Below are 21,489 nucleotides of genomic sequence, written 5' to 3' on the forward strand. Positions count from 1 at the left end.
TCGTGGATAAGCTTGGGGAGAACATTCGGGAAGCTAGACAACAAGGCAATCTAGCGGAATAATTCAAAATCTACAAAACACGCTGAACAATAAACCGTCTCTCTTTGACAAAATAGACATCATCACTTTTCAATAAATACACAGAAAATCAATACCTTAATAAACGCTTAATACAACGCAAGTAAAATAACCAACCGAAAACACCCACATATTCTCGAACCCAAAAAGAGCGACACACAAGATGACACAACTGATCCAAGAGCAAGATATCGCCAAAAGAGTGACTCTCGTTGGTGCCGTCTGGGATGCCTTATTAGGGGTAGCAAAAATAGCTGCAGGCTACTTATCCCAATCGCAAGCGCTTATGGCGGACGGGATTCACTCATTGTCTGATTTAGTGACCGATGTGTTTGTGTACTTTGCCTCTGCCAATTCCCGCCAAGGCCCAGACGAAAACCATCCATATGGTCATTTGCGTTTTGAGACATTAACGACGGTCTTTCTTGGTATGGTGCTCATCCTTGTTGCGCTTGGCATCGCTTACGAATCGTTGATGGCTGATTCATCACAAGCCGAATTTACCTGGTACGGTTTGGCGGCGCTGATTGCGACCATCGTCATAAAGGAAGCCATCTTTCATTACACCAAAAAAGCGGGAGACAAGATTGGCAGCAAAATGCTGATTGCGAATGCATGGCACAGCCGTAGTGATGCCCTATCGTCAGTGGCAGTGCTTATTGGATTAATCGGTGTGTATTTCGGCTACGGGTGGGCAGACATGGTGGCGTCTATTATCGTAGCCCTATTGATCGGCAAAATGGCCGTCAGCATGGTATGGGAAAACTTAGCTGAACTGGTAGACACAGCACCAGACCCAAAACTCATTGCACAAATCAAAGAAACGGCCAACAGCCTAAAACACGTCATGGCACCTCACGATGTAAGAGCCAGATCCATGGCAGGCAAAATCTATTTAGATATGCACATCCATGTACCGAGTCATGCCAGTGTCAGCGAAGGTCATTACCTTGGAGATTTGGTCGCTTACACCATCAAAAAAGCTCACTCGCAAGTGCAAGATGTCATGGTTCATATTGACACAGACGATAAGATTCAAACGGAAAGTTTTATTCTCGAATCAGGCAAACCACCGCATTTAAAACTGCCCGCACGTCATCAAATATTGGCGGACTTAGGCTTTTTATTGCGACAGCATACAAACTACGTGGACATCCCAAATACCCGTTTGCATTATTTAAACAACTGTCTCGACTTAGAGATTATCGCCAACTCTTTGAAAACACCCGAAGGCAGCGATCTAAATCAACTCACGGCTCGAATATTACAAGAGCTAAAAACAACCAATTACATCAACAAAGCCAGCGTTCTTTGGGTTTTCCCAGAATAATAAGAACGCTAGTCACTAGACTCGTCAGTGAGGGTATCGTCGTTAAGATACTCCACTGGCAGCGCCTTACTGGTCTTCGCTCCCATCATTTTTAGCTTCTCCGCTCTGGCGACCAAATTACCACGACCTGCCGTCAATTTTTTCAAAGCCGCATCGTGCGTGCGACTCACTGCCTCTAGCTTGCTACCAATGTCGTCCATATCCTGCACAAAACCAGAAAATTTATCGTACATAGCGCCAGCTTGACGAGCGATTTCGATAGCGTTCTGGCTCTGTTTTTCGTTGCGCCAAATATTTTGAATTGTTCGTAAAGTGGCCAATAAATTAGACGGACCGACGATAATAATATTGTGTTCAAACGCCTCACTAAACAGACCATTATCACCTTGCAACGCCAAACCAAATGCCGCTTCAATAGGAATAAACAGCAACACAAAATCCAGCGATGTAACGCCTGGCAAATCGTGATAAGACTTGGCGCTTAGTTCCTTCATATGACGACGAACCGCATCCAAGTGCTGTTTTAGCGCTCGATTTCTGTCTTCATCGGTTTCGGCTTCCATATAAGCCAGATAACTGATCAGCACCATTTTGGAATCGACAATGATTTGTTTGCCTTCAGGCAAGTGAATCACCACGTCCGGTTGCAAGCGACGCCCTTCCGCCGTTTGGTAGGAGGCCTGCGTTTCATATTCGCGACCTTTTTCCAGTCCAGAACGTTCTAAAATTCGTTCTAGAATCACTTCACCCCACCCACCTTGAAGCTTGTTTTGACCTTTCAAAGCGTGTGTCAAACTCACTGCATCGTCACTGATCTTTTGGTTCAATTGCTGAAGACCTTTGATCTCTTTTACCAAAGAAAAACGCTCGCGGGCTTCTTCTTGATAACTCTTTTCCACACTTTCTTGAAACTTCTGAATTTGTGAACCCAGTGGCGTTAGCAAGGACCCTAACTGGCGTTCGTTTTCTTTTGCCAATTGCTGGCCTTGATGGCTCATAATGTCATGAGCCATTTGTTTAAATTCGGTTTCGTTTTGCTTTTTTTGTTCTCGATAAAAAGCCTCTTTTTCCTGCCAGACACTTTGCGCCGCAGCGAATTGCTGCTCTAGAGTCAGGGACTCTTTTTCCAAATAATGTATTTGCTCTTTCGATTGCTGTAAAAGACGCAGTAATTCCTCATTTTGTTGCTGCATTTTTTCCTGTGTGATCTGCCACTGACGGCGCATAGCCTGTACAATACCACCAGCAATGCCAGACAGAAGAATCGCGCCGATACAAAAGCCCGATAACACCCAAACTGATTGCGAAAGCCAATCTGTCATATAAATTTAAACCCGCTATTTTAAATGTCTGTTTTTAACAAAGTAAGGCATTTGCATGACGTCACGAGCAAAGCCAAGACGGGGCAAAAATAGACGAAAAAGCGGAGTTTATAGGTTATAAATGAGCATTTTGAGTCTGTTTTTAACATTGTATTGGCGCGCAGCAGTCATGCTAAGGTCTCGATAAGTTTACATGGATTACTACCTAAGCCCAACACACACGCAACGCTTTGATCTAGAAATAAAAAACAGTCAGTTCATCACACACGTTTGTCGTACAAATGGACGTGATGCAGCTAAGGCTTTTATTGAAGAAATGCGTCAGCGTTACCCCGATGCCAACCATCACTGCTGGGCATTTATTGCTGGGGTACCGAACAACGCGCATTTATGGGATCAGAGTGATGACGGTGAACCAAAAGGCACCGCTGGGAAACCCATGCTCAATGTGTTGCAGCATTCAGACTTTGGCGAAACCACCGTTGTGGTAACCCGCTTTTTTGGTGGCGTAAAACTGGGGGCAGGCGGCTTAGTCAGAGCCTATAGCCAAGCGGTGCAAGAAGCGCTTTCGCAAACAGAATATGAAAATGTGTACCCGCGTTGCCCTGTTCAGCTAAAAATCGCCTACCCTTTACTGGGTAAAGTAGAATATTGGCTAGAACAGAGCGACATAGAAATAACCAACAAAACCTACAGTGACAGTATAGTGATTGATCTTGCTGTTATTGAACGTACTTGGCCCGAACATAAACTCGCATTGACGGATTTATGCCAAGGCAGCTTAACTTTAATTGAACCGGACAACGCATAACTATGTACCAAACTGGACAAAGATGGAGTAGCCGCAACGAGCCTGATCTCGGCGTAGGCATGATAGTAGACACACAAAATAAGTCTTTTACCTTGCATTTCCCAGATGCGGAAGCAGATCGTCAATACTCAAATGACCAGACCAGTCTTGTTCGACGTACTCTCACCGTCGGCGATCAATTGCACTTCCAAGATGACACCTTTACCGTATTGGAAGTAGAAGAAATCAACGACCTGATCGAGTACCGCATCAGCGAAGACGACGATTGGCTAGAAGAATCCATCATCCAATTTCCACGTAACGACAAAAACGAGTTAGATTCTTTATTGGCGCTGTCGCCAGCTCGTCGCATGTGGTTCGACTTACGTCGTCATACACTCGAACACCAAGCGGCCAATGCCGCATCACCAGTACGTGGTTTAATGGGTCTGAAAGCCGAACTGCTACCACACCAGATTTATCTGGCGCATGACATCGCAAACCGCCCGAAAGCGCGCGCCCTTTTATGTGATGAAGTGGGTATGGGTAAAACCCTAGAAGCCGGCTTGATCCTGCATCAACGTTTACTGAATGGCCTGTGCAAGCGCGTCTTAATTTTGACGCCAACCAACTTACAACATCAATGGTTAGTAGAAATGCTCCGCCGCTTCCACCAGCCCTTCTCATTGATCAATGAATCCGTGTACGAAGACTTCATGGACGGTGACGACAACCCATTTGAACAGCAACCGTTTGTTATCTCGCCAATCGATTGGGCGAGTCAGCACCCGAAAGCCACACAGCACATGCTGGATGCAGAATGGGACATGGTGATTGTCGACGAAGCACACCACCTTGCTTGGCACCCAGAAACACCCAGTATCGGTTATCAAGTCGTCGCTCGTTTAGCGGCAAAAACCGAATCCCTATTGCTACTCAGCGCCACTCCAGAGCAAACGGGCGAGCGCGAACACTTCTCTCGTTTACAACTCTTGGATGCCGACCATTATCACGATTTTGATCACTACCAAGCGCAGCAAAAAGCATTCAAGCAAGCCGCAGAGTTAGCCGAAGCGCTATTACCCTTCAGCCAAGAAGACAGCACACCAGAAGCCTTGGATTGGAATTCAGCTTTTGGGGCTTACCTAAACGAAGTGAGCGCTAAAGACTGGTTCCAGACACTAACAACACAAACAGGCGCTACACGAACTGAAGCCGCGAAAGAAGCCATTAGTTGGCTGATCGACCGTCACGGTACAGGCCGCGAGATGTTCCGTAACACCCGTGCGGCGGTGGGTGGATTCCCTGATCGTTACATTCACTCTTATCCACTGGATAACAACGAATTCTTCGAATCGGCCAATCGCCACGTGCAACCAGAAACCGAAGTCGCGGATGGCTTATGGGAAAAAGACCCTCGTTGGAGCTGGCTGAAAGAATTTCTAGAATGCCAAGCCGATAAAGTTTTGGTGATTTGTCACACGGCTGACATGGCACAATGGCTAAACGATCAACTAACATTTGCGGGCTTCCAAAGTGCCGATTTCCACGAGCAGATGCCACTAATCCATCGCGACCGTGCTGCCGCCTATTTCGCTGACGAAGACGGCGCACAAATTCTAGTGTGTTCTGAAATAGGCAGCGAAGGCCGTAACTTCCAGTTCAGCCATCACATCGTCATGTACGATCTGCCGGAACACCCTGATTTACTCGAACAGCGTATTGGTCGTCTAGACCGTTTAGGACAACTAAACGATGTTCAAATCCATGTGCCGTTCATTAAAAACAGTGTTCAAGAACGCCTATTCAACTGGTATCACCACGCCCTAAATGCATTTTGCCGCACCACGGGATCGGGTGATAAAGTCGAAGAAGCATTTGGCGACAGCTTGCACGCCTACTTGCATGGCCAAGACGACGACACAGACTTGCTAAAAGAGGCGCACGTTTATCACGAAGCATTGCTAAAGCAAATGGAAGAAGGCCGTAACCGCCTATTAGAAATGAGTTCGTGCCGCCCGGAACAAGCCCAAGCGTTGATTGCGCAAATCAACCACCAAGCCACCAAAGGGCTACACAACTACATAGAACAAGTGACTCATGCGTTTAACATCTACGCTGACTGCATCAACGACGACCCAGATCGTGCCGCTTGGTTCTTACGCCCTTCAACCGACATGATGCTTGAAGCTCTGCCAGGTATCGAAGAAGAAGGCAAAATGCTCATGCTTGATCGCCGTCAAGCAAGCCAGCGTGAAGACGTGGCGTTCGCAACGTGGGAACATCCACTGATCACCATGCTTATGGATGAAGTCCAAGGTTTTGACTCAGGCAAGCTTACATCGGCTATCTTACCCATATCAGCACTGCCTGAAGGCACTGTGTTGGTGGAAAGTATGTTCGTCATCGAAGCAACCGCTCACCCACGCTTAAAATTGGCACAATCTCTGCCCATGACACCCATGTGGCAATTGTCAGACTCCAACGGCAAATTTCTCCATCAGCAATTTACAGCTGACAAATGGGCAGAAAAGCTGAAAGGCGTACCAAACAGAGTCGCGGAACAATGGGTTGCAGCGTTGCGCAAAAACCTCATCGAAGTGCTACAAGCTCACCAGCTCAATGCCCAAGACCAAGCACGCCCGATCGTTCAAGCGGCGAAAACGTCTTACCAACATCGTTGCCAAAATGAAATCGAACGTTTAGTGGAATTGAAAGCCTTCAACGACACCATTCGTGATGAAGACATAGAACGCCTCGAAACCAACATGCAAGAAGGTTTGACTCGTATTGACGAGCACCAAATCCGCTTGGATGCGATTCGTATTATCCTAACCACTAAGCCGGAATAACGTCCTGTGCAGGATGCCGTGCCAAGTTTAGAACTATCTCGCTTAGAGATATTGTACGAAGATGAATGGTTTGCCGTCATTAATAAACCTGCTAACTGCTTATCTGTGCCTGGTCGCGGTCCAGATAAGCTTGATTCTATCTTGCATAGAGCAGACTGTTTATTTGGCGAAGCCTTTGCGATTCACCGCTTGGATGAAGCCACCTCAGGCTTGATCCTCGTGGCGAAGACCCACGAATGTCAAAAGCGCATGTACGCGCATTTTCGCGAACGAGAAGTCAAAAAAGAATACCGCGCCTTGCTGCGCGGTCATCTTTTAGGAGAAAAAGGCGAAGTGCGAAAACCACTGCGCTGCGATTGGCCAAACCGCCCAAGACAGATTATTTGCACTGACGAATGGAGCAAAGACTCCATCACCTACTGGGAAATAATGGCTTACGAGAACAATACCACTCGTGTTCGACTCGTGCCCTTTACGGGTCGCTCCCACCAACTTCGCGTCCACATGCAAAGCCTAGGACACTCTATCATTGGTGATGAATTCTACGATCCAGAATTCCAGAACAACCCTCGCCTGCTACTTCACGCCTATCGGCTCGAGTTCAGGCATCCGTTTACCAAAGCATGGATTGCTTTTGTCGCGGCCTGTCCTTTTTAACTCACGCCCACCACCCTATAAGTGAAGGGCGTAGATCAGATGAGACGGGACACGAGGCGTAATCTGACGCTGAAAGCGAAGCTTTCACTTTGTAGGACAAAAAATAAATAGATAACTGGCGTCCATCTATGTTCAATCCAATCAAATAGTATGATATTATCATACTTTGACTTTACTCGGAGCCCTATTATGAGCATGCATCGAAAAACTGTCACACTAACTAAACAGCAGGATGACTGGATAAAAAGCCAAATTGAGAGTGGTAATTTTGGCAATGATAGTGAATATATCCGCGATTTAATCAGAAAAGATCAACAAGCCAAAGAACATCTCGCAACGTTAAGACAAGCTCTTATCGAAGGAGAATCAAGTGGAGAAAGTAAGCCTCTCCATATCGCAGCCATTAAAGCGGCTGGCCGTAAACAAATAAAAGCGGAGTAGTGAATGTTTAAGCTGCTCGTCACACCAAAGGCGGAATCTGATCTCACCAAGATATGGCTATACACCTGTGAAAAATGGGGAGTTGATCAAGCAGATCGCTATTTAGATCAACTTGAGGCAGGAGCCCATCAGTTAATCAATCATCCTTCATTGGGCACGAACTATGCTCATGTTTTGCCTGAATATCGTAGATTACTAGTAGAGCACCATGCTATTTTCTATAAAGTGTTAAAGCAAGAGATCTGTATTATTCGAGTACTCCATGAAGATATGGATGCATCACATAGGCTTTTGGGTTAACGACGTCTTTCTTTGTTCTACCGACGTCTTTGCAGCGTCGATCAATTAACACTATGGAATAAATGAAAAATATACATGAATGTGACAGTATTCCGTCTAAATCAGTTCTCATTACTAACCTATCAGATGATGGTGATTATGAAGAAGGTCAAGAATGGTTAATGGCTTTAACCCATCAATTAAAAACTGGGAAAATTATAGGACTGCATTCCATAACCTGGAGATCGACCTGGATGAGTTTTCAGGGCTAGAGGATTTCACCAGGAAACATTTGTAGAATAGCAAAATTAATAAGCCTCCCAATTTTGGAAGCCTGTCATATAAAATATCGAGATAGCTGGCTAGTCTGATATAAGCTTGCACTCTTCAAACTGGTTATACACGCAACACTTCTTCTTTTCCCACCACCAAAGGCTTTACCAGCTTCGCCTCCTCTTGATAGCGGTTTCTTGTATCCCAAAGATCGACGGCGTTTTGTTTTACGCATTTGCTGCTACCTTAATATAGGGGTGTCGTTCAAAAAATATTTCTGCCAAATCTGACTCGCGGCTTGATGAAGTAAACTGTGTCGCCATGCGACTTTTTCTTCTTGTCTGTCGTAACCTCCGCCAATGACACAGGCGGTAGGCAGTTTTAGGCTAACGCAGGTTTCGATGACGTATGTATCCCTTTCTAGAATGCCTTGGTCAGTTAGGTTAACGTAGCCAAGCCGATCGTCTTGGTGGACGTCGACGCCAGCGTCATAAAAGACAAAGTCAGGTCGATGTTCAGCGAGTATTTTAGGCAGGGTATCTTTTAGAATGGATAAGTATTCTTGGTCATTCGCGCCTTTGGGGATGGCGATGTTAATGCCATCAGTTTGCTTGGTCTGCGGGTAGTTTTCTTCGCAATGCCAAGAAGCAGGAATGATGTCACTTCTGTCTTTAAAGAAGGCAATTGTGCCGTCGCCTTGGTGGACGTCACAGTCAATAATGAGAACTTTCTTAGCTTTGTGTGACTGAATTAAGGCCAATGCCGCGACCGCCAAATCATTAAAGATGCAAAAGCCAGAGCCATAAGAAGGGTGAGCATGATGCGTTCCACCCGCAAGGTGGCAAGCCAGCCCATGCTCAAGCGCTAATTCGCTGGTTAATATTGTACCGGAAACCGCCCTTAGGGTTCGCTCGACGAGCCATTCAGACCACGGCAAACCAATGTCTTTTTCTTCTTTTATTGTGAGTTCACCACGAATAAAGCGCTGTACGTATTCTTTTTGATGAGCGGCCATTAATACGGAAAGGGACAAAGGCGCAGGCGTGTATTCGTTTTCGTCCGTTAGAATCCCTTGCTCCCGTAAACATTCGGCAAGCAAACCAAATTTGCGCATAGGAAAGCGATGCCCGGCCGGAAAAGGAATACTGTAGTGGGGGTGAAAAACAAGGGGTAGCAAAGTGACATCCATCGATAATCTAGCGTGATCAATTTATACGAACACAATGCTAACAAGGCTTACTGGTTTTTTGCGACCAAAACTTTTCTTATTGCTGCGTTAAATGATTCAATTAGATGCGGAGGAAAACCTTTACCGCTTTCAAAGTTCACCATTTGCACTGCTCTCATGGCACTTTTGCGGTATTCGATGCCAGATTTACCCCACACGATATCAATAAACATCACCGCCATGGAAAGAATAAATGCCCCTTGCGGTATTAGTGACCCCACTAAACTTTCAGGAAAACCAGTACCATCAAATCGCTCTTTATGTGATTTCACCATAGCGACAGCGTCTTCCCACCCTTCGTGTTTGGCCAACAACTTGGCACCGACCATAGGATGATTGTGTTCAGCTTGTCGTTTTAATTCTTCATCGTCTTTACAACTTAAAATCGGCGCCATGCCCATATTGTGCATATACGCCGCTGCACTGAGTTGTGCAGGGTCAACCGGTGTCACGCATTCGGCATTGATTAATTGGCACAGTTTCAAAATACGTTCACTTCGCTCAGAAGAATACCCAAGCAAACGATTCAGCTTCTGGCTAAACCCAATAAACAAATCAATATCGGCTTGTTGCGATTCCGTAAATTCTACTTTAATTATGACAGATGCTGGCAATGCCTCTTCTGGGACATCCTCTGTTTGATTGCACTTACGCAATAAACCCGCCGCCATATCAGGGCGTTTCGAGTCGTCTTCTTCCGCGTATATGGCGTCTAAACCTTGCTGAAGTTCGTCTCTCACGGCACTTTCAGCGACATGGGACTGATAAATTTGTTTCAGCAGGTCGTACACTTTCTCAATGACAACAATGATCAATTCACCCAGGTAGTGGTGATATTGAATGTATCCGCCACGCATGCCATCGATAATTTCCTCAAGTTTGTGCAACACACCAACCAAAGGGTCTAGAAAGCAAACGGAGCAGTTGCCTTTCATGCTGTGGAGCGAACGAAATAGTTTGTCCAACTTATCGAAAGAGAAACCTTCACTTTCGATGCTGTTGATAATGTCTTCTATTTCTTGCTGAGCTTCCACGTAGCATTCTAGCAAATCGTCCTTGAGCTCTTTTTCCAACGCTGAAAACGCTTTACAAGCAAAGTGGCTCATTTTTTTCTTCCATTACAAGGAGCTAAGTAACTCAAAAAAGCATTGAGGCTATTCAAGTCATTCGGTAGTCTCGTATCCTCACTCTTATTATTGTAGATAGAATATTTGTAAGCGTGAACATATAGTGTGTTTCATTGTGAAAACGAGGTCCCAATGCCAAATTATTGGCTCATGAAATCCGAGCCGGATGCTTTCTCCATCGATGATCTAAAACGGCTAACGCAATCTCCTTGGGACGGCGTAAGAAATTACCAAGCCAGAAACTTTATGAAAGAAATGAAAATCGATGATTTGATCTTTTTCTATCATTCTAGCTGCTCGCCCGCCGGCATTGTTGGTGTCGCCAAAGTCTGCAAAGAAGCGTACCCAGATCACACCAGCTGGGACCCAAATAGTGCTTATTTCGATGCCAAATCGACGCCAGAAAAACCAAGATGGTTTATGGTCGACGTGGCATTTGTCGAAAAGTGGTCAAGTATTCTAACATTAGCAGAATTAAAGCAAAGCCCTGCACTGGCCGATATGGTATTAACACAAAAAGGAAACCGATTGTCGGTGATGCCCATTTCCAGTGATGAATGGGACTATATCACTGCCATATTAAAAAAATAAATTTCGCTTATCTCTTTTAATTCTAGGAAGAATAGGACATTCGCCCTAACATGGCGCCCTACAAGAAGTAAGCAACACATAGAGTATTTGAAAATGGTTCGCACGATAGCAAGGATGGCTATTATATTGTCTGGCTTATACAGTGGATTAGCACTCTGTCAGGCGTTATACCCAAGTAGCCTCATTAGCTCATTAAAAGATTCAGACCAAGACGGTGTAATAGACGCCAGGGATTCATGCGCTAATACATCGCTAGGCAGCAAAGTTGATAACCAAGGCTGCCCAATCACGGAATTGGAATACCACAATTTTGACTTTGATGTTCAGTTCGATACCGCTCACTACCAACTCTCCTCCGATTTTTACCCTCAGCTACAAAGCCTAGCGTCCTTTTAAAAAAAAAACACCCAAAACGCGGGTTTTAATTGAAGGTCACACAGACAACACTGGACAAGCTCGTTTCAATTTAATGCTGTCCAAAAAGCGGGCAGACGCCATTGCGGAAAAGCTCGTTACCCATTTCGATATTGAAACCGACCGACTGAAAACCTTTGGTTATGGACAAGAGCGCCCTATTACATCGAATGATACAGAACAAGGTAGGATGCGAAATCGCCGAGTGAGTGGCGAAGTGGTTGTTCCTTTTCGACAACCCCAAAATACCAACTCAGCGTTAACCAAAGACGCTAATCAGAAACAGCCCTTTGTAGACCTGCACGAGCTAACCATTCCATTTAGTCGCAATCAATACCGTGTAAAAACCAATTATCGCCCTTCTATACAGAGCATTGGGCAAATATTGCGAGACAATCCGAACACGTTGGTGATCATTGAGGGTTACACGGACAACTCCGGTAGCCGAGATTACAATCTGGCGCTGTCGATCGAACGTGCCAATAAAGTGGCTGACATCATTCAATCTGAATACACTATCTCAGCGGATCGATTCAAAGTTATTGGCTACGGACAAGATTTCCCTATCGCTTCAAACCTGACATTGGAAGGTAGAATCAAAAACCGCCGAGTCAACACCAGCATTGTACAGACGTTTAAAACATCACAAGAAGTGATTCTGCCGAAGTGGACAATATGGAGCGTGGATCGGCTGGAAAAATAGCCCAGCGATAAAGAACGCTATTAGTGAAATTCACGCTCTCGCTGCTTTAAAGAAACCGCATAATCAAAATAGTATTGAACGACAGCACCAAAATAATCGTAGTCATCACCGGTTCTGGCAATAATCCCAACACTGCCCATTTGATGGTATTTTTTGGGCTGGTAGTAGGCTTCAAGACGCCAACCTATATCATCAATATTGTATTTTTCTCGATAAAGTGAAGTTCGCAAGTCGTCATCAAAGTAGTAACTGATCCCAATGCGCGAACTGGTTACATTGCTCAATGTGGTATCTGCTGAAATATAATTCGTCGTTAAAGAAAATGATCCTAGAAACACCTCTCCAAGGAACTGACCAATAATGTCTCGCTCAGAATCTTGCGACGTGTTCATGGGCTCCAACTCAGTAACCCCAAGACCAATACCTAAGCGGCCATATTCATTTCTCAGGAACCAGTTTGAAGACAATTCAGACTGAGCAAAGCTGTCTTTTGTCGACCCTGTCACCAAATAATTGCTGTTTAGCAGCACCTGTGTAGACAAATAATCGTTAATGGGAATATTCACTTTAAAGTCAATATTCATCAAAGACTTCTCAGTTAAAAGCCCATAACCCAGCCCAAAAGCAAAATTAGGCAAGTCACTGTCAGCATAGGCGTTGCCACTTACCGCCACTGCCAATACAAGAACTCGAGAAAATACGGTCAAAACATGTCCACGCTAAAATTTACATCGTAATGCTATTGTGACTGGTCTTTGGCAAAAGCTCCAGCCACAAAAACGACGACTATTTTTGCATAAAATGAAGGGAATTCAGAACACCTCTGGGATTCGGAAGCAAAGCCCAATATAATAGTCGCAAAGTCGATTAGACGAACACATTTTAGGTTTATACGTTACATGGCAAAAAAACTTTTTATCCAAACTCATGGCTGTCAAATGAACGAATACGATTCCTCTCGTATGGCAGATTTACTTGGCGAAAGCCATGAAATGGAACTCACAGACAACGCAGAAGAAGCAGACGTATTATTGCTCAACACCTGCTCTATCCGCGAAAAAGCACAAGACAAGGTCTATCACCAATTAGGCCGCTGGAAAAAGCTCAAACAAAAAAATCCTAACCTAGTCATCGGTGTTGGCGGTTGCGTGGCGAGCCAAGAAGGCGACGCAATTCGCAAGCGCGCGAAACATGTGGATATGATTTTTGGCCCTCAGACACTGCACAAACTGCCAGAGATGGTCAATGCTGCTGGAAAACACATTCCTATTACGGATGTGACTTTCCCAGAAATTGAAAAATTCGACCACCTACCCGCTCCGCGTGTTGATGGCGCAGAGGCGTTTGTTTCCATCATGGAAGGCTGCAGCAAATACTGTACGTTCTGTGTTGTACCCTACACTCGCGGTGAAGAGGTGAGCCGTCCATTCGACAGCATCTTAGTGGAAGTCGCACAATTGGCCGAGCAAGGCGTACGTGAAATCCATTTATTAGGACAAAACGTAAACGCTTATCGTGGTGAAACGGCCGAAGGTGACGAAGCCGATCTGGCAGACATTATTCACGCTGTGGCACTGATCGATGGTGTCGAGCGCATTCGCTTCACAACGTCTCACCCAGTGGAATTCAGCGACAGCTTGGTAGAAGCCTTCCGCACAGAACCAAAACTGGTTAGTCACTTACATCTACCAGTGCAAAGCGGTGCAGATAACATTCTGAGCGCGATGAAACGTGGTCATGACCGCCAATATTACATTGATAAAATCAATCGTATTAAAGAAGCCCGTCCAGGCATCAGCTTGTCTTCTGACTTCATCATTGGCTTTCCAGGTGAAACAGATGATGACTTTGTTGACACGATGAATCTGATTCAAGAGATTGGCTTTGATCACTCTTTCAGTTTTGTCTACAGCCAGCGCCCAGGAACGCCTGCGTCAAATTTAGAAGACGACACGCCAGAAGAATTGAAGAAAGAGCGCCTTGCGATATTACAGCGTCGCATTAGTCAGCAAGCCTATGACATTAGCTTGTCCATGGTGGGTGAAGTGCACCGCATTTTAATCAGCGGCTACTCTCCTCGTGATCCTGGACAACTTCAAGGCCGAACAGAAAACAACCGTATTGTTAATTTCCGTGCGGTCGACCCTCAGTTGATTGGTAAATTTGCAGACGTGGTTATCACTGACGCTTACCCTAACTCTTTATTGGGTGAGTTAGTCAGCACCGAGCTCGACGCCGACTTTGTCTTACAATAAAAGCTCCGTTTCATACAACGTGCTTCAATAATAAAAGGTAAATCTTGGAAACAACACAGACAACTCAACAAATCCGCCTTATCCCAGCCGAAGCAGATGCTTTGGCGGGACTGTGCGGTCAACTCGACGAGAACATCAAGTTAATAGAAAAGCGACTTGATGTTTCTATTAAATACCGCGCAGAACTGTTCGACATTTCTGGTGAAGACTCTGAGCATGTGGCCGCAACCAAAACGCTACTAGAGAACCTTTACCGCGAAGCGCTTGCCAATACGAATGTCACACCCGAAACTATTCACTTATATTTGCAAGAATCCGCAATCGAATCATTGTCGAGCAGCAAAAGGGAAAAAAGCGATCAGCTTGTTATAAAAACTCGCAAAGCTTTTATCAAACCCAAGGGCAAAAACCAACAAGGCTACGTCAAACAGATCCGCAAACACGATATCAACTTTGGTATCGGGCCGGCTGGTACAGGCAAAACCTACCTTGCCGTAGCGTGTGCGGTCGAAGCGCTAGAAGCGGATCGAGTTGAGCGCATTATGCTGGTTCGCCCTGCGGTAGAAGCCGGTGAAAAGCTGGGCTTTTTACCAGGTGATTTGTCACAGAAAATCGACCCTTACTTACGCCCTCTTTACGATGCCTTATACGAAATGCTGGGCTTTGAATTGGTCGACAAGTTAATCGAAAAAAATGTTATCGAGATCGCTCCGCTGGCCTTCATGCGTGGTCGTACATTAAACAATGCATTCATCATTCTAGATGAGAGCCAAAACACGACGAAAGAACAAATGAAAATGTTTTTGACCCGCATTGGTTTTGGTTCCACGGCGGTCATCACTGGCGACACGACTCAGGTCGACTTGCCTCGTGGTACCAGCTCTGGTTTGGCGCAAGCCATGCACGTTCTGAAAGACGTGAACGGCATCAGTATGACGCACTTTAGCTCGTCTGACGTTGTTCGCCATCCGCTGGTGCAGCGCATTGTAGAAGCGTACGATAAGTTTGACGTTGAAGTGGAAGCCGAGAAAAAAGCACGTACTGAAGCTCGTCTTGCCGCGCAATCTGAATCATCAACGGGTGACAAATAATGGCCACTGTTGAGCTGGATTTACAAATTGCTACGCAGGAAACCGACCAACTTCCCAGTGAAGCAGATTTTAGACTTTGGGTCGAAAAAGCCTTAGAGAATTCAGATGAAGAATTCGAAGTCACCATCCGCATTGTTGAGGAAGAAGAAAGTCATGCTCTAAATCATGAGTATCGCGGCAAAGACAAATCAACCAATGTTTTATCTTTCCCGTTTGAGTCCCCTCCGGGTTTAGAGTTGCCATTATTAGGCGATTTGGTCATCTGCGCCCACGTGGTGGAAAAAGAAGCCCAAGAACAGAATAAAGAGTTACTTCATCATTGGGCTCATATGACCATTCATGGCATCTTGCATTTATGCGGTTATGATCATATAAATGATGAAGAAGCAGATGAAATGGAATCGATAGAAACAGGGCTACTGGCTTCCCTATCGATTTCCGACCCTTATTTGATTAAAGAGTGAGCTAACACCCCAATGAGTGACGACCGATCGAGTTTATCCAACGATCAACAAAAATCCTGGTTTGAGCGTTTAACGCAAGCCTTCAACGATGAACCTCGCAGCCGCGGAGACATTGTTAAACTACTAGAAGCCGCCGTGAAGTCCGATATTATAGATCGCGACGCCTTTACCATTGTAGAAGGCGCACTGGAAGTTTCTGAAGTGCAAGCACGAGACATCATGATTCCGCCATCTCAGATGGTGGTGATTAAGTCCGAAGACGACCCAAAAACATCACTCCGTAAGGTCATAGATTCCTCTCACTCGCGATTCCCAGTCGTTGGTGAAGACTCCGATGAAATCCTCGGTGTTCTATTGGCAAAAGACTTATTGCCGTTGCTTTTCAAAGATGGCGACGTGACCATTGACGACATTTTGGCTCGCCTACGCCCCGCCAACTTTATTCCAGAAAGCAAACGACTCAATGTTCTGTTAAACGATTTTAGAACCAAGCGCTACCACATGGCGTTAGTGCTAGACGAATACGGCAGTGTTTCCGGTCTGGTAACGATTGAAGACGTGCTTGAGCAAATTGTGGGTGAGATCGAAGACGAAACCGACAAACTCGATGACGAAGGCATTCAGATCACAACCGAACCGGGTGTTTATCTCGTTCCGGCCTTGTGTACGGTGGAAGATTTTAATGAGTTTTTCAAAGCCGACCTGAATGAAGAAGAATTTGACACTATTGGCGGCATTCTAGTCCAACAATTTGGTCACGTTCCGTTACGTGATGAAGAGTTATACTTTAATAACTTCCATTTCCGTATCGTGAAATCCGATGGTCGACGCATCAAAACGATCCAAGTATCAAAACCTACACCAAACACACCTGAATAAGATGACCATGCCCTACCCCGACTTAGCCAATTCAAAAGCGGGGTGGGAGCCTCGTGTGTCAGCAAAGATAAACAAACTCCCTTCTTTCGTAACTCATTTCCTTGCCATTCTCACGGGTGCGGTAGGTGTGACCAGTTTTGCACCGTTTCATTTCTGGCCTGGTTACTTCATCAGTCTGATCGCTTTTGGCGTTCTAGTGATTAGCAGCACAACAGCCAAATCCGCTTGCTGGCGCGGCTTCTTTGTCGCGTTGGGATTTTTTGGAGCTGGAGTTTCTTGGGTCTATGTCAGCATTGCTGAATATGGGCAAGTTGGCGCTTTCATCGCTGGGCTGATTACTTTTGCCTTTGTGGCTGTGCTTTGCGCATTTTGGGCTTTGTCTGCCTGGGCTTCATGGCGCCTTATTAAACGCTTCCCCAATCTTTCCGCCAGTATGTGGATCACATTGTGTTTCTTGCTAGGAGAGTTTTTACGCAGCACCTTATTCACAGGGTTCCCTTGGTTATTACCGGGCTACGCAATTGAAAACACATGGCTATTTGAACTCTTGCCAATTGGCGGCATCTGGCTGACAAGCACCGGCGTTGTCTTCACCGCGAGCGTACTTGCCGGCCTATTATTACGAAGAGACAATCCATTCCCGCTGTTGGGCATGCTACTGATGATTTGGGCAAGTTCCGCCTATTTGCACTACTTTCCCATTGCATGGGTGCAACAGACTGGCACGCTAAAAACCACTCTCGTCCAAGGCAATGTAAAACAAGATGAGAAATGGTTAACGCAAACCGCTGGCAAGTCTCTCGCCTATTACCAACAAGCCACCATTGAGCACCTAGACAGCGAATTGGTGGTTTGGCCCGAAACAGCGATCACCTACGTTTACCCGCAAATAAAGCCTTACCTGACCTCTTTCAGCGAAGAGTTAGCTAACAGCAACACCACACTCATTACTGGCGTACCGGATATCAGTGAAGACAGAAAAAATTACTACAACGCAATCTGGGCAACAGGCAACGGCTTTGGCCTTTACTACAAGCAGCATCTTGTTCCTTTTGGCGAGTACATTCCATTTTCAGACTATATTGGCCCAATTTTGGATGTGTTTGGCATGCCAATGTCCAACTTCAAGCAAGGCGATGACAACCAACCTGTTCTGCAAGTAGGTGAATGGGGCGTTGCGCCTTTTATCTGTTATGAAATTGTGTATGCCGAACAGGTAAGACGCATGGTAAGAGACAGTGATTTCCTTATCACCATCAGCAACGACGGTTGGTTTGGCACGTCTTTTGGACCTTGGCAACATTTGCAAATTGCACAGTTCAGAGCAAAAGAGTCAGGACGTTATGTGATTCGCGCCACAAATACGGGCATTACCGCGTTTATCAATGAAAAGGGGGAAATTGAATCTCAAGCGCCGCAGTTTGAAAGAACCACGTTAACCGCCGAAGCAAAAGCGTTCACGGGGAACACGCCCTACGTTAACTGGGGGTACTGGCCAACCCTATGGCTGCTGGGAATGTGCGTGATTCTGTCTTACTGTCACACCCTCATTTTAAGCCGAAAAAAATCCAGCTGAATCAAAAACACCACAACAGAATCGTTGTGGTGTTTCTTTAAAGAGCGTTATGTTATTCGGCGCTATCGCCCTTCTCGTCATGCGTCGACATTAAGCCATAATGGCAGATTTCACATGGCTCTAATGTTTGTTCTGTTTCGACGTCGTTGTCATGGCCACACGACATACATCGATAACGACCTGGCGCTACGACTGCCCCCACAACATGACAATCTTCAAGCGGTACAGGATTGTTGTTCGCGTGATTAATAAGCCACAACAGCGCGGCGTCTTCTTTTTCGTCCAGCTCTTCAACCAACTCATGCCCTTCATCCAAGACATAGTGCCAATTGGCGTCTACCCACGCTTCGGTATAGCCCATTTTATCGTGCCAATAAGCGGTCATAAGTGCGACATCTTCTAAAAACCAGTCTTTCGCGCCAATCAATGTTTTACGCGCTTCTTCCACTAAATTGGAATCGCTCTCACGTTTTGACGAATCTTTTTTCATAGAATTCATAACTCCTCCTCAATGCACCTTCTATTTAGGGCTCCATCTCTATAAAATAGCGGATATTTTCAGACTCTGTTGGCCATTACAGCAATATCTTGTGCTATGTCGCTATTTAGCCTTTCTTTTAATGAAAAAGAGAATACAGGTCTACCAACCTTACGTCGATAATGGGATAAGAATACATCATGCAAGAGCAATATAATCCGCAGCAAATCGAACAAGCTGCTCAATCTTTTTGGGACGAGAACAAAGTCTTCAAAGCGGTCGCCGATTCCAACAAAGAAAAATTCTACTGCCTGTCTATGTTCCCATACCCAAGTGGCCGTCTGCACATGGGTCACGTTCGCAACTACACCATCGGCGATGTGATTTCTCGCTACCAACGCATGCAAGGTAAAAATGTCCTTCAGCCGATGGGTTGGGATGCATTTGGTCTTCCTGCAGAAAACGCCGCAATCAAACACAAAACAGCACCAGCCAAATGGACCACTGAAAACATTGCTTACATGAAAGGCCAGTTAAAAGAGCTGGGCTTTGGCTACGATTGGGATCGTGAAATCGCGACTTGCACGCCTGAATATTACAAATGGGAACAGTGGTTCTTTACTCAGTTAGTCGAAAAAGGCTTAGCGTACAAAAAAACCGCGGCCGTAAACTGGTGTCCTGAAGACCAAACCGTATTAGCAAACGAACAAGTAGAAGAAGGCTGCTGCTGGCGTTGTGCTACAACGGTTGAGAAAAAAGAAATTTCTCAGTGGTTTATCCGCATCACTGATTACGCAGAAGAACTATTAAACGACCTAGATCAGCTTGATGGCTGGCCAGAAAAAGTAAAAGCCATGCAGCGTAACTGGATCGGCCGCTCTGAAGGTCTAGAGTTCAGCTTCGCCGTAGAAGGCAAAGACGAACGCCTATCTGTTTACACGACTCGCCCAGACACCATCATGGGTGTGACTTACGTTGCTGTCGCAACTCAACACCCACTGTCTTTGGAAGCGTCTGAGCAGAATGCAGATTTGGCCGCTTTTATTGCTGAAAGCAAGCTAATGTCGACGACAGAAGCAGACTTGGCTACGGTTGAGAAAAAAGGCATGGACACTGGCTTCAAAGCCATTCACCCAATTACGGGCGAAGCGGTGCCTGTTTACGCTGCCAATTTCGTATTAATGGATTACGGTTCTGGGGCGGTGATGTCTGTTCCTGCTCACGACCAGCGAGACTTTGAATTCGCCAAAAAATACAATTTGGCCATCAAACAAGTCATCCAATCCTCTGATGACAGCGTGATTGATTTGGAAAAAGCCGCCTTCACTGAGAAAGGAACACTGTGCAATTCTGGTGAATTCGACGGATTGGCTTTCAAAGAAGCTTTCGATGCGATTGCTTCATGGATGGTAGAACGCAACCTAGGCGAAGTAAAAGTAAATTATCGTCTACGTGATTGGGGCGTTAGCCGTCAGCGTTACTGGGGTACGCCTATCCCAACCATCAACCTAAAAGACGGTTCGGTTGTGCCTGTGCCACAAGATCAGCTTCCTGTTGAGTTACCAACAGATGTGATCATGGACGGTGTGAACTCCCCGATTAAAAACAACCCAGACTTCTCATCCATTATGTTTAATGGCGAAGAAGCAGAACGTGAAACAGATACTTTCGACACCTTTATGGAATCGTCTTGGTATTTCGCTCGCTACTGCTGCCCAGAAGCCACGGATGCGATGCTAACAGAAGAGGCAAACTACTGGCTTCCTGTTGACCAATATGTTGGTGGTGTAGAGCACGCGATCCTTCACTTATTGTACTCACGTTTCTTCCATAAATTGCTGCGTGATGCGGGTCTTGTGAACTCTGATGAACCATTCAAACGTCTACTGACGCAAGGTATGGTAAACAAAGATGGCACCAAGATGTCTAAATCCAAAGGCAACACAGTCGACCCACAAGAAATGATTGAGAAATACGGTGCCGATACCGTTCGTTTATTCATGATGTTCAGCGCGCCACCAGAACAGTCTCTAGAATGGAACGATGCTGGCGTTGATGGTGCATCACGCTTCCTACGCCGTTTGTGGGCGCTATGCTACCGTCACAACAATGCTGGTAAAGTAGGTGAACTGACGGTTGCTGAATTAAATGGCGCTCAAAAAGCCTTGCGTCGTAAAACACATGAAACCATTCAGAAAGTATCAGACGATATTGAACGTCGTCAAACATTCAATACAGCCATTGCCGCTGTGATGGAACTGTGTAACGACATCAGTAAATTTGAAGATACGTCGGAATTAGGACTTGCTGTCGAGCAGGAAGCACTAGAAGCCGCAACGTTATTGCTGTCTCCTATTGTGCCTCACATTGCCCATCAACTTTGGAGTGAACTCGGCCACAATGACAACGTTGTGAATACTCCTTGGCCAACGCTTGATGAAGACGCTTTGGTAAAAGATGAGTTGACGATCGTTGTCCAAGTGCTGGGGAAAAAACGCGCTGAATTGACCGTTTCCGCTAGTGCGGACAGCAAAACAATAGAAGCGGAAGCACTTGCTCACCCAAGTGTGGCTAAGTTTCTAGAAGGCAAAACGGTCCGTAAAGTGATCGTCGTGCCAGGTAGATTGGTGAACATTGTCGCCAACTAATCAAGGCGTAATA

At 45.7% G+C, this 21,489-nt stretch carries 20 protein-coding genes and 1 pseudogene; 16 read left to right on the forward strand and 5 right to left on the reverse strand.

Features of this window, described 5'->3' with window-relative positions; translation table 11 throughout:
- Window positions 1-241: 241 nt before the first annotated feature.
- Complete coding sequence (locus AABA11_RS10595) at window positions 242-1,408, forward strand: cation diffusion facilitator family transporter (protein WP_338267725.1); 1,167 nt, start codon at window positions 242-244, stop codon at window positions 1,406-1,408.
- A gap of 8 nt (window positions 1,409-1,416) precedes the next feature.
- Here AABA11_RS10595 and AABA11_RS10600 read toward each other — a convergent pair whose 3' ends face one another.
- A complete protein-coding gene (locus AABA11_RS10600; protein WP_338267727.1) occupies window positions 1,417-2,730 on the reverse strand; it encodes a DNA recombination protein RmuC in 1,314 nt (437 codons plus the stop codon).
- A gap of 193 nt (window positions 2,731-2,923) precedes the next feature.
- Here AABA11_RS10600 and AABA11_RS10605 point away from each other — a divergent pair, with 193 nt between their 5' ends.
- The 5 genes from AABA11_RS10605 to AABA11_RS10625 all read left to right on the forward strand — a co-directional run bounded on the left by AABA11_RS10605 (window position 2,924) and on the right by AABA11_RS10625 (window position 7,770).
- Complete coding sequence (locus tag AABA11_RS10605; RefSeq protein WP_265730053.1) at window positions 2,924-3,541, forward strand: YigZ family protein; 618 nt, start codon at window positions 2,924-2,926, stop codon at window positions 3,539-3,541.
- 2 nt (window positions 3,542-3,543) lie between these two features.
- Window positions 3,544-6,372, forward strand: coding sequence for an RNA polymerase-associated protein RapA (gene rapA / locus AABA11_RS10610; RefSeq protein ID WP_265730054.1), 2,829 nt, complete (start codon window positions 3,544-3,546; stop codon window positions 6,370-6,372).
- 6 nt (window positions 6,373-6,378) lie between these two features.
- Complete coding sequence (locus AABA11_RS10615; RefSeq protein ID WP_338267729.1) at window positions 6,379-7,029, forward strand: RluA family pseudouridine synthase; 651 nt, start codon at window positions 6,379-6,381, stop codon at window positions 7,027-7,029.
- Between the two features lie 189 nt (window positions 7,030-7,218).
- Window positions 7,219-7,470, forward strand: a complete 252-nt coding sequence (locus AABA11_RS10620; protein ID WP_265730056.1) for a type II toxin-antitoxin system ParD family antitoxin — start codon at window positions 7,219-7,221, stop codon at window positions 7,468-7,470.
- Window positions 7,471-7,473: 3 nt separating this feature from the next.
- Window positions 7,474-7,770 (forward strand): type II toxin-antitoxin system RelE/ParE family toxin, encoded by a 297-nt coding sequence (locus tag AABA11_RS10625; protein ID WP_338267732.1) that lies wholly within the window; start codon window positions 7,474-7,476, stop codon window positions 7,768-7,770.
- 493 nt (window positions 7,771-8,263) lie between these two features.
- Here AABA11_RS10625 and AABA11_RS10630 read toward each other — a convergent pair whose 3' ends face one another.
- Window positions 8,264-9,199 (reverse strand): histone deacetylase family protein, encoded by a 936-nt coding sequence (locus tag AABA11_RS10630; protein ID WP_265730058.1) that lies wholly within the window; start codon window positions 9,197-9,199, stop codon window positions 8,264-8,266.
- A gap of 59 nt (window positions 9,200-9,258) precedes the next feature.
- Window positions 9,259-10,356: an HD domain-containing phosphohydrolase gene (locus tag AABA11_RS10635; protein ID WP_338267734.1), complete on the reverse strand. Its 1,098-nt coding sequence runs from the start codon at window positions 10,354-10,356 to the stop codon at window positions 9,259-9,261.
- A gap of 153 nt (window positions 10,357-10,509) precedes the next feature.
- Here AABA11_RS10635 and AABA11_RS10640 point away from each other — a divergent pair, with 153 nt between their 5' ends.
- From AABA11_RS10640 to AABA11_RS10655, 4 genes and pseudogenes are all read left to right on the forward strand, one after another.
- Entirely contained in the window at window positions 10,510-10,968 is a 459-nt protein-coding gene (locus AABA11_RS10640; RefSeq protein ID WP_338267735.1) for an EVE domain-containing protein, read from the forward strand.
- A gap of 93 nt (window positions 10,969-11,061) precedes the next feature.
- A complete protein-coding gene (locus AABA11_RS10645; RefSeq protein ID WP_338267736.1) occupies window positions 11,062-11,364 on the forward strand; it encodes a hypothetical protein in 303 nt (100 codons plus the stop codon).
- A gap of 19 nt (window positions 11,365-11,383) precedes the next feature.
- A pseudogene (locus AABA11_RS10650) lies at window positions 11,384-11,572 on the forward strand (OmpA family protein); the annotation flags it as partial.
- Entirely contained in the window at window positions 11,573-12,085 is a 513-nt protein-coding gene (locus AABA11_RS10655) for an OmpA family protein (RefSeq protein ID WP_338269664.1), read from the forward strand.
- 20 nt (window positions 12,086-12,105) lie between these two features.
- Here AABA11_RS10655 and AABA11_RS10660 read toward each other — a convergent pair whose 3' ends face one another.
- Window positions 12,106-12,792, reverse strand: a complete 687-nt coding sequence (locus AABA11_RS10660) for a hypothetical protein (RefSeq protein WP_338267738.1) — start codon at window positions 12,790-12,792, stop codon at window positions 12,106-12,108.
- 192 nt (window positions 12,793-12,984) lie between these two features.
- On the opposite strand from AABA11_RS10660, the gene miaB reads away from it, so the two are divergent.
- Genes miaB through lnt form a run of 5 tightly spaced genes read left to right on the forward strand, consistent with a single transcriptional unit; the run spans window position 12,985 to window position 18,350 of the window.
- Entirely contained in the window at window positions 12,985-14,340 is a 1,356-nt protein-coding gene (miaB, locus tag AABA11_RS10665) for a tRNA (N6-isopentenyl adenosine(37)-C2)-methylthiotransferase MiaB (protein ID WP_338267740.1), read from the forward strand.
- 44 nt (window positions 14,341-14,384) lie between these two features.
- Window positions 14,385-15,431 carry a PhoH family protein gene (locus tag AABA11_RS10670; RefSeq protein ID WP_338267742.1) on the forward strand — a complete coding sequence of 349 codons (1,047 nt, stop codon included), beginning with the start codon at window positions 14,385-14,387 and terminating at the stop codon, window positions 15,429-15,431.
- Window positions 15,431-15,895 carry an rRNA maturation RNase YbeY gene (ybeY, locus tag AABA11_RS10675; protein WP_338267745.1) on the forward strand — a complete coding sequence of 155 codons (465 nt, stop codon included), beginning with the start codon at window positions 15,431-15,433 and terminating at the stop codon, window positions 15,893-15,895. The genes AABA11_RS10670 and ybeY overlap by 1 nt, the downstream gene beginning before the upstream one ends.
- Before the next feature lie 12 nt (window positions 15,896-15,907).
- Window positions 15,908-16,774 (forward strand): HlyC/CorC family transporter, encoded by an 867-nt coding sequence (locus AABA11_RS10680; RefSeq protein ID WP_265730065.1) that lies wholly within the window; start codon window positions 15,908-15,910, stop codon window positions 16,772-16,774.
- 55 nt (window positions 16,775-16,829) lie between these two features.
- Window positions 16,830-18,350 (forward strand): apolipoprotein N-acyltransferase, encoded by a 1,521-nt coding sequence (gene lnt / locus AABA11_RS10685; RefSeq protein ID WP_338267749.1) that lies wholly within the window; start codon window positions 16,830-16,832, stop codon window positions 18,348-18,350.
- 52 nt (window positions 18,351-18,402) lie between these two features.
- On the opposite strand, the gene AABA11_RS10690 is transcribed toward lnt, so the two are convergent.
- Entirely contained in the window at window positions 18,403-18,849 is a 447-nt protein-coding gene (locus AABA11_RS10690) for a zinc ribbon-containing protein (protein WP_265730067.1), read from the reverse strand.
- Window positions 18,850-19,028: 179 nt separating this feature from the next.
- Here AABA11_RS10690 and leuS point away from each other — a divergent pair, with 179 nt between their 5' ends.
- Window positions 19,029-21,476, forward strand: coding sequence for a leucine--tRNA ligase (gene leuS, locus AABA11_RS10695; protein WP_338267752.1), 2,448 nt, complete (start codon window positions 19,029-19,031; stop codon window positions 21,474-21,476).
- Window positions 21,477-21,489 lie beyond the last annotated feature (13 nt).

This window comes from Marinomonas pontica (genome assembly GCF_036322735.1).
In the GTDB taxonomy this organism is placed as follows: domain Bacteria; phylum Pseudomonadota; class Gammaproteobacteria; order Pseudomonadales; family Marinomonadaceae; genus Marinomonas; species Marinomonas pontica.

Excerpts from the sequence above, each read along its gene's own strand:
- AABA11_RS10595 (WP_338267725.1), top strand. The coding sequence starts at position 242 with ATGACACAACTGATCCAAGAGCAAGATATCGCCAAAAGAGTGACTCTC.
- AABA11_RS10600 (WP_338267727.1), bottom strand. The coding sequence starts at position 2,730 with ATGACAGATTGGCTTTCGCAATCAGTTTGGGTGTTATCGGGCTTTTGT.
- AABA11_RS10605 (WP_265730053.1), top strand. The coding sequence starts at position 2,924 with ATGGATTACTACCTAAGCCCAACACACACGCAACGCTTTGATCTAGAA.
- rapA (WP_265730054.1), top strand. The coding sequence starts at position 3,544 with ATGTACCAAACTGGACAAAGATGGAGTAGCCGCAACGAGCCTGATCTC.
- AABA11_RS10620 (WP_265730056.1), top strand. The coding sequence starts at position 7,219 with ATGAGCATGCATCGAAAAACTGTCACACTAACTAAACAGCAGGATGAC.
- AABA11_RS10625 (WP_338267732.1), top strand. The coding sequence starts at position 7,474 with ATGTTTAAGCTGCTCGTCACACCAAAGGCGGAATCTGATCTCACCAAG.
- AABA11_RS10635 (WP_338267734.1), bottom strand. The coding sequence starts at position 10,356 with ATGAGCCACTTTGCTTGTAAAGCGTTTTCAGCGTTGGAAAAAGAGCTC.
- AABA11_RS10640 (WP_338267735.1), top strand. The coding sequence starts at position 10,510 with ATGCCAAATTATTGGCTCATGAAATCCGAGCCGGATGCTTTCTCCATC.
- AABA11_RS10645 (WP_338267736.1), top strand. The coding sequence starts at position 11,062 with ATGGTTCGCACGATAGCAAGGATGGCTATTATATTGTCTGGCTTATAC.
- AABA11_RS10655 (WP_338269664.1), top strand. The coding sequence starts at position 11,573 with ATGCGAAATCGCCGAGTGAGTGGCGAAGTGGTTGTTCCTTTTCGACAA.
- miaB (WP_338267740.1), top strand. The coding sequence starts at position 12,985 with ATGGCAAAAAAACTTTTTATCCAAACTCATGGCTGTCAAATGAACGAA.
- ybeY (WP_338267745.1), top strand. The coding sequence starts at position 15,431 with ATGGCCACTGTTGAGCTGGATTTACAAATTGCTACGCAGGAAACCGAC.
- AABA11_RS10680 (WP_265730065.1), top strand. The coding sequence starts at position 15,908 with ATGAGTGACGACCGATCGAGTTTATCCAACGATCAACAAAAATCCTGG.
- AABA11_RS10690 (WP_265730067.1), bottom strand. The coding sequence starts at position 18,849 with ATGAATTCTATGAAAAAAGATTCGTCAAAACGTGAGAGCGATTCCAAT.
- leuS (WP_338267752.1), top strand. The coding sequence starts at position 19,029 with ATGCAAGAGCAATATAATCCGCAGCAAATCGAACAAGCTGCTCAATCT.